Genomic DNA, 7,144 nt, shown 5'->3' on the forward strand with positions numbered 1-7,144 from the left:
CTGACGAACGCCGCCGACCTGTGGGGACGGCCCTGCCCCGGCGCCGGAGGACCGCTACCGTGCGCCGCTGCCGGGCGGCCGGACTCTGGAGGTTCTCCGGGGCGTGGCGATGACCGGGTTGCTGAGCGCCGCCATCCGCCCGTCCGGGTGGCGCACCTCCACGCGGACGTAGCCGGACTCCTCCGCCGAGGTGCTCCACTCGACGGCTCCCGATCCGTCAGCGGGCAGCTCCTCGCGGCACACCACGCCGCGCTCGGTGTGCAGGCTGACGATGCCGGACGGCACGCCGGCCACCCGCACGCGCACCACCACCGGCTCGCCACGCGACTCCAGGCGTTCCCCGATTCCCACGCTCCGGTCGGCGGCGGTGGCGGCGAGCGCCAGCTCCACCCCGGCCGACTCGGCGATCCAGCTCCGGCCCGCCCTGATGCCGGCGAGGATGGCATCGGCGCTGAGTTCGTCGGCGAACACGACGGTGTGCGGCGTGCCGAGCTGACCTTGCAGATGTGCGTCGCTGCTGCCGACCGCCGGCCGCCAGTGCCCGTCGTGGACGTCGAAGGCCAGCCCGCGCCCCCACTCGGCCAGCGCCGCCTCGTTGTCGGCGTTCCACGGCAGGTCCGACGCCCACAGCCCGTTCCACACCTCGATCGCGTCGAACCAGCGGTACGGGTACCCGAGGGTGCCACCGGGATAGGGCGCGTGCGGGTGGGCCGCGACGCAGATCCCGTCCGCCCGCCGCACCTGGTCGAGGTGCCGACTGATCGCGTCGTCGCGGACGCCGTACCGCCAATCGACCACCTGCCCAGGGGCGACGCCGAGCGCCAGCCAGTGCCCGGTCCGGGTGGTGACCTCCTGGCCCAGGATCACCAGCAGATCGTCACCGGCGTGCGGCCCCCCACGCCTCGTGCCCGAGTGAGTTGTTGTGCTCGGTGGTGGCGACGAAGTCCAGCCCGGCGACGCGGGCGGCGGCGGCGAGCTGCTGCGCCGTCAGGTTCGCACCGGACGAGTACACCGAGTGCACATGACAGTCGCCCCGGTACCACCCACGTCCCCGGCCCGCCGCCCGCCGCGCCGGAAACCGCGCCCCGTCGGCCCGACCATGACCGTTCGCCATCCCCGGGAGACTACTCGGGCACTTCACTGCCGCCCGCGACGTCTTCGAGCTACATGGACGGTCGGCGGATCGCCTCGTAGGGCGGGTAAATCTAGGTTCGAGTGGTGGCGTTGAAGAGAACCGCACCCGAAATACTCAGCATCGAACTCGGCCCGGTACGCATGTGGCGCGACGACACGGCCGAACTGGTAAGGCTTTTCGGCCAGTGCTGCGACACGCCACCGAAGCTCACCGCCGACGACTATGAGCTGGACGACGTCGACGAGGACTTCGACACCCTGCTGAAGCAGGGCGTGAAGGAGATCAGGCAGTTCGCTCTCGCCGGCGACGACGGGCGGGTACGCCTGCAGCTCGGCGCCACCAACACCGTCGAGATCACCGCCCCTACCCTGCGGGACAAGGGGGCGCTGACCGAGGCGAGCGAGATCATCCGCCGCTGCCGCCGGTTCGAGTTCACGACGAGCGTACGCGCGCTGCTGGGCGCCTCCATCCTGAGCGTCGTCCGCCTTCCCGGGCTCAGTTTGCCCCTGCCGACCTGGGAGACCACGACCGTGATCTACACAGGTACGCGGGCGCAGTCGCCGACGTTCTGGCAGCGCAAGCGGGACGACATCTGGATCAACGGAGTGTCACTCGCCATCGGCGGTGTCATCGGCTACTTCGTCAACGAGCTGACCGGCTGACCGGACGAAAAGCCGCGCCTCCTCTTTCCGACAACCGTGGGAATTGCGTGTCGTTAGCTCCTGTCGTAGCCGTCCTATAGGGTCGGTGAAAGGCAGGCGCGACGAATGGTTGCCCACTCCCCCAGCTCATTCCGGGCAACATCCGCCTGTTCCATGGACGCCAGCAGCGATGTAACAAAATGCAACGTGGAGAGGGGTGGCGGATGGCCGACGACATGGGATCGACAGTCCCGAGGCGGCAGCTCGGGCGGGCACTGCGGGAGCTGCGCACCGAGGCGCGGATGACGCTCGACGGCGCGGCCGAGACGCTGCACTGCAGCCGGCAGAAGATGTGGCGCATCGAGACCGGCCTCGGCCCGGTCCGCGCCCTCGACGTCAAGGCCATGTGCGAGCTGTACGGCGCGACGCCCGAGCTGGCCGGCGCGCTCACCGCCCTGGCCAACGAGACCAAGGCCAAGGGCTGGTGGCACTCATACGGCGACGCCATCCCCGACTGGTTCGAACTGTACGTCGGCCTGGAGTCCGCCGCCTCACGGCTACGTGAGTACGAGGACACCCTGATCCCCGGGCTTCTCCAGACGAGGGGTTATGCCAGTGGCGTCTACCAGCATCGCTCGCGCATCTCGGAGAACGAACGGGAGCGGCTGGTCGAGGTTCGGCTGCAACGTCAGACGCTCTTGGAACGTCGCCTTCCACCGCCACCACAGTTCGAGGTCGTCCTCTCGGAAGCGGTTCTCCTCCGGCTCGTTGGCAGCCCCGCCACGATGGCCGGACAGCTACGACACCTACTCGACGTAGGCAGGCTCCCGCACGTCACGATCCGGGTGCTCCCCCTCAGCGCGGGGCTGCACTTCGGTGCGGTCGCTGGCCCCTTCGTCATGCTGGACTTCCCTCTCCGCAACCGCGTCGAGCCCGACCCCTCAGTGGTTTACAGCGAGTCCCTGACCGGGGCGCTCTACCTCGACCGCAAGGAAGAACTCGCCATCTACGAAGAGGTTTGGGCGAGCCTCACGTCTCTGGCCCTCGATGAGCAACAATCGAGGCATCTGATCAACAAGATCATTGGGGAGGTCCACCATGGCTGAGCTGACCAGCGCCCAGTGGCGCAAGAGCACCCGCAGCGGCGACAACGGCGGGAACTGCGTCGAGGTCGCCGACAATCTGCCCGGCATCGTCGCCGTACGCGACAGCAAGGACCCGGCCGGACCCGCCCTCACCTTCTCCCCCACCGCCTGGGCCAGCTTCGTCCAGGCCACCAAGATCGGCCACTGAACCTGGTCACACGGGAGCGCCTCCAGCAGATGCCGGAGGTGTTCCCGTCGCGCTATCGCTCAGGCGCTCGCGTCTCCGTCCGCAAGCCGAGCCGCCTGATCGAGCAGCGACCAGCGGCTACGTCACGCATCCATCCGTGCAGGGTAGATCGCTGCTTGACGACTCTCGGGGTTTTGCGGACGCACACCGCCGACTCTCGACAAGAACTCCGGGTGCCGCTGATCGATCACGCTGCGCAGGTCGTTCGCGACGTAAAAGTCCAGTCGTCCGTTGGCCACTTCCGTCAGAGCGCAGAAGTCGATCGGGGCGACCATAGCCTTGTAGACATCCGGCAATCGGCGGGCCCGCGATGCCAGGTGCCGGGGTGCCAGAGCTGCTAGACCATCACCGCCGGTCGCTGACGGTACGCAGCAGCACCGCCTCGGCGAGTCTCACCTCGAATTGTGTTGCCGCAGGCAGCTGCCGCAGCACGCCTTGCCGTCGCAGCCGTACCTCGATCAGCCATGCCCGTTCCGTCTCGGTCACGTCCGGCTGCTGCCGGCAGAGGGCCGTCGCGCACCCCAGCTCGGTAGTAGCACGGAGAATCATCCCGGCTTGCTCGCGCAACTGGGCGGGGCGCGGGAACCTCATCATCCCGCAGCATTGGAAGCGCTACCGACGAATCCACCGATCCGCCCGCCGACCATCGCGATTCACCTACCTGCGCGGACTCCAAGGCGAAGCAATTCGGTCACCCCTTAAGCTTCTTCACAAGTAAGAGGCTCAAATTCTGGGAGCGAGCTCGGCGTGATCCCAAGTCGGACGAGTTCCGGATACCTGACATATATCCTTCGATGACATCATCAACTTCCTCAGGCGCCATCTGAAGCATTGATGAAAGAGAGGCAGAGAAGGCGGCAATTTCCCCGTTCTCGTCCTTGCGCTTCTTGGCCGAGACTGCGCGTTGAAACAGGTCCAGAAGATCCCGAATCTGCCCCGTCCGCTGCAAGTCGGCATTACTGAGGTCCTCGCGCACCCCCCAAGAAACATGCAGCAGCGTAAACATATCGACAATGTTTGACCATCTAGTTCGGCCGACCCATTTGATAGTATCCTTAAGGAACGCAAGCAACGCGAGGAACTCTGCTGCCCGGTCCTGATAGTGCTCGAAATCTGCGGAGATCTTGTCATAGCGCTCATCGAGTTCAGCTTTTTTATTGGATAGTCCGAAAACGCAGGTGCTGAAGACCTCAGCGTAGAACTCAAGGTCGCCACCTCGTCTGCGACGTTCACCACTGAAGACCCCGGATACCGCACTTATTGGATGGGCTGCACAGTCTTTGAGGAAATCGTTGAATGGGCCGGGCAGCAAAGCATTTCGGAGCTCTTGCTCGGTGAGGACCATATTTACCCTGTTGACGCGGGCGAAAACTGCGCGCACAAACTCGTCGGCAAGATTTGACAGGCGCCGAATCGGGAATCGGTACTGAAAAAACTCCTGGCGAACATCGGCGGGAAGTTCCCTGAAGAACATTCCCTCGAACTTCTCCTTAAGCTTCTCGTCCTCTAGTCCATCCAGCGCGAATTTGTTGTCAAGAAACCAAAGAAGAGAGGTGAGACGCTGTTGGCCGTCCACGACAGAAGCCTTTTGTTCCCCGTCCGGCGACGTCTCGTAAGCGAGGTAGATCTCCGGGATCGGATACCCCAAAAGGATAGTCTCCATCAAGGACACTCTGGCACGGTCGGGCCAAACGACCTGACGCTGATATTCGGGCTGGAGGATCAGCTCACCGGATTTGTTTAGCGACCGAAACTCCGCCACAGTCTTCGATTCTATCTCGAACTTGAGACCGTGATCAGCCATGGTGCACACCCTCCTCGATCGCGCGGTCTCGCGCGATTACCACACTCTTCAGTTGATAAATTCTAAGTGACTTATGGCTGCGGTACAATCGATAGTTGACTTCGCAGTTCATGAAGGCCTCCCCGAGGTGCGCAATCAAGATATCTCTCGACCGTGACCAACGTTCACCAAAAGACAATCGAGGCAGAATGACATCGAGGGCGATACATTCCTCGAAAACCAGCTTCCGGAGATAGCTTTTCTTGTTGGCAAACATCTCATCTTCGATGATTTCACGGAGCTCTCCCCACGCCTGATCGAACAGCTCCGGGGAGATAATTGCAACGTCCAGATCCGAACTCTCGTGGAACCTTCTGAAGTTCTTTTTCGGGTTCAGCGAGTACCCCAAACGGGCGCTTCCGACTAGCTGGACCGCCATCGGGTCAACTCCAAGTTCAGTTGCAACCAAATGCCGCCATCTGACCTGAGTTTGGTCACCGGCTTGCGGGGCGATGGGGTGTAGGGCGCTGACCTGGGGTGTTGGGTGTTGGTGGGTTGTTTCTGAGGCACTAATTGGTGTCTTACGCTCGGGTTCGTGGCGTGGATTCGGCGGGTGCGGACGGCCTCGGGCGCGACGGCGGTGCAGATCGCCGAGTCCGTCGGTGGGCGGCGGCGGATCATTGCTCATGTGGGCTCGGCGCATACCGAGGCCGAGTTGGGGTTGCTGATCGCGCGGGCCCGCGAGCTTCTTGCCGATCCTGGGCAGGGTGAGCTTGAGCTGGGTGTCGAGCCGGTCGCGCCGAAGGCGGCCTTGGTCGGCCCGGTCGGTGACGCGGCGTTGTTCCAGGTCGAGAATTCATCGGTGCGTGGGCCGGCGGTGGTCGCCGCGCCGCGGGTGGTGTCGACGGCGTCGCGGGTGCTCTACGACGTGCTGGCCGCAGTGTTCACCACTTTGGGATTCGACGCGGTGGGCGACAAGGTCTTTCGGGATCTGGTGATCGCGCGGATCGTGGAACCGACCTCGATCCGCGACACCGGTCGGGTGCTGATCGACCTGGGCCGTAAGCCGTCCAGCGAGAAGACGATGCGCCGCACCCTGATCCGCGCACACGAGGGCGGCTACCGCGATCAGATCGCACGACTGTGCTTCGCCCACGCCACGGGCAGCGGCGATGTCAGCCTCTGCCTGTACGACGTGACCACGTTGTACTTCGAGGCCGACAAGGAAGACGACCTGCGCAAGGTCGGATACTCCAAGGAACGACGTGTGGACCCGCAGATCGTCGTCGGGCTGCTGGTCGACCGATACGGGTTCCCGTTGGAGATCGGCTGCTTCGAGGGCAACAAGGCCGAGACGTTGACGTTGCTGCCGGTCATCCGCCAGTTCCAGGCCCGCCACCACATCGCGGGCATGGTCATCGTCGCCGACGCCGGCATGCTGTCGGCGACCAACCTGCGCGAACTCGACGAGGCCGGCCTCGGCTTCATCGTCGGTTCACGCACCACCAAGGCGCCGATCGACCTGGAGTCCCACTACCGCTGGCACGGGGACTACTTCACCGACGGACAGATCATCGACACGATCACCCCCCGCACCGGCGCCAACCGGGACAACGACCCCGCCCTCAAAGCCGAGCCGGTGTGGAACCCAGGAACACACCCGTCGGCGTGGCGGGCGGTGTGGTCCTACTCGGCCACCCGCGCCGTCCGGGACAACAAGACCCTCAACGCCCAAGAGGCAAAAGCACGGGCCGTCATCGCCGGGGAGAAGACGACCAGGACCCCGAGATTCGTCACCATCAACGGCACCGCCCGCACCCTCGACGAAGCGTCGCTGGCCAGGGCACGCAAACTCGTCGGACTCAAGGGCTACGTCACCAACATCACCCACAACGTGATGAGCCCTGCCGAGGTGATCTCCAACTACCACGACCTGTGGCACGTCGAGCAGTCCTTCCGCATGTCCAAGACCGACCTCGCCGCCCGACCCATGTTCCACCACACGAAAGACGCCATCGAGGCACACCTGACCATCGTGTTCACCGCCCTGGCCGTGACCCGCGAAGTGCAGACCCGCACCGGACTCGCGATCCGCAACGTCCTGCGTCAGCTACGCCCGCTACGCTCCGCCACCCTCGCGATCAACAACGCCACGCAGACGTTCCCACCCCAGATCGACCCCGAACGACAAGCCATCATCGACGCACTCACCATGGGCGGACCTCGGGCACTAACGAAATGACCGAACTCAGG

Annotated in this window: 9 protein-coding genes; 4 read left to right on the forward strand and 5 right to left on the reverse strand. The window is 64.5% G+C overall.

The annotated features are described in order from the left end of the window. Positions 1–54 precede the first annotated feature (54 nt). Both GA0070560_RS15225 and GA0070560_RS29805 read right to left on the reverse strand, forming a co-directional pair. Positions 55–867, reverse strand: a complete 813-nt coding sequence (locus GA0070560_RS15225; RefSeq protein ID WP_245675533.1) for a CehA/McbA family metallohydrolase — start codon at positions 865–867, stop codon at positions 55–57. A 10-nt stretch (positions 868–877) separates the two neighbouring features. Continuing rightward, positions 878–1,012, reverse strand: coding sequence for a hypothetical protein (locus GA0070560_RS29805; RefSeq protein ID WP_281184300.1), 135 nt, complete (start codon positions 1,010–1,012; stop codon positions 878–880). Between the two features lie 206 nt (positions 1,013–1,218). Between GA0070560_RS29805 and GA0070560_RS15230 the strand changes: the two genes are divergently transcribed. The 3 genes from GA0070560_RS15230 to GA0070560_RS15240 all read left to right on the forward strand — a co-directional run bounded on the left by GA0070560_RS15230 (position 1,219) and on the right by GA0070560_RS15240 (position 3,069). After that, the gene (locus GA0070560_RS15230) at positions 1,219–1,797 is read left to right on the forward strand and encodes a hypothetical protein (protein ID WP_139131499.1); all 579 of its coding nucleotides are present in this window, start codon (positions 1,219–1,221) and stop codon (positions 1,795–1,797) included. Between the two features lie 203 nt (positions 1,798–2,000). Next, a complete protein-coding gene (locus GA0070560_RS15235) occupies positions 2,001–2,882 on the forward strand; it encodes a helix-turn-helix domain-containing protein (RefSeq protein ID WP_091297039.1) in 882 nt (293 codons plus the stop codon). After that, positions 2,875–3,069 carry a DUF397 domain-containing protein gene (locus GA0070560_RS15240; protein ID WP_091297042.1) on the forward strand — a complete coding sequence of 65 codons (195 nt, stop codon included), beginning with the start codon at positions 2,875–2,877 and terminating at the stop codon, positions 3,067–3,069. The genes GA0070560_RS15235 and GA0070560_RS15240 overlap by 8 nt, the downstream gene beginning before the upstream one ends. Before the next feature lie 384 nt (positions 3,070–3,453). Here the strand turns inward: GA0070560_RS15240 and GA0070560_RS30065 are convergent, their stop codons facing one another. The 3 genes from GA0070560_RS30065 to GA0070560_RS15255 form a co-directional block, all read right to left on the reverse strand. After that, complete coding sequence (locus GA0070560_RS30065; RefSeq protein ID WP_091297047.1) at positions 3,454–3,702, reverse strand: Scr1 family TA system antitoxin-like transcriptional regulator; 249 nt, start codon at positions 3,700–3,702, stop codon at positions 3,454–3,456. Between the two features lie 97 nt (positions 3,703–3,799). Next, on the reverse strand, positions 3,800–4,912 hold the full coding sequence (locus GA0070560_RS15250; protein ID WP_091297050.1) for a DUF262 domain-containing protein: 1,113 nt from the start codon (positions 4,910–4,912) through the stop codon (positions 3,800–3,802). Then, positions 4,905–5,330, reverse strand: a complete 426-nt coding sequence (locus GA0070560_RS15255; RefSeq protein ID WP_091297053.1) for a hypothetical protein — start codon at positions 5,328–5,330, stop codon at positions 4,905–4,907. Before GA0070560_RS15255 ends, GA0070560_RS15250 begins: the two co-directional genes overlap by 8 nt. A 156-nt stretch (positions 5,331–5,486) precedes the next feature. Here GA0070560_RS15255 and GA0070560_RS15260 point away from each other — a divergent pair, with 156 nt between their 5' ends. Next, positions 5,487–7,133, forward strand: coding sequence for an IS1634 family transposase (locus GA0070560_RS15260; RefSeq protein ID WP_091297056.1), 1,647 nt, complete (start codon positions 5,487–5,489; stop codon positions 7,131–7,133). Positions 7,134–7,144 lie beyond the last annotated feature (11 nt).

Source organism: Micromonospora halophytica (assembly GCF_900090245.1).
Taxonomy (GTDB): Bacteria; Actinomycetota; Actinomycetes; order Mycobacteriales; family Micromonosporaceae; genus Micromonospora; species Micromonospora halophytica.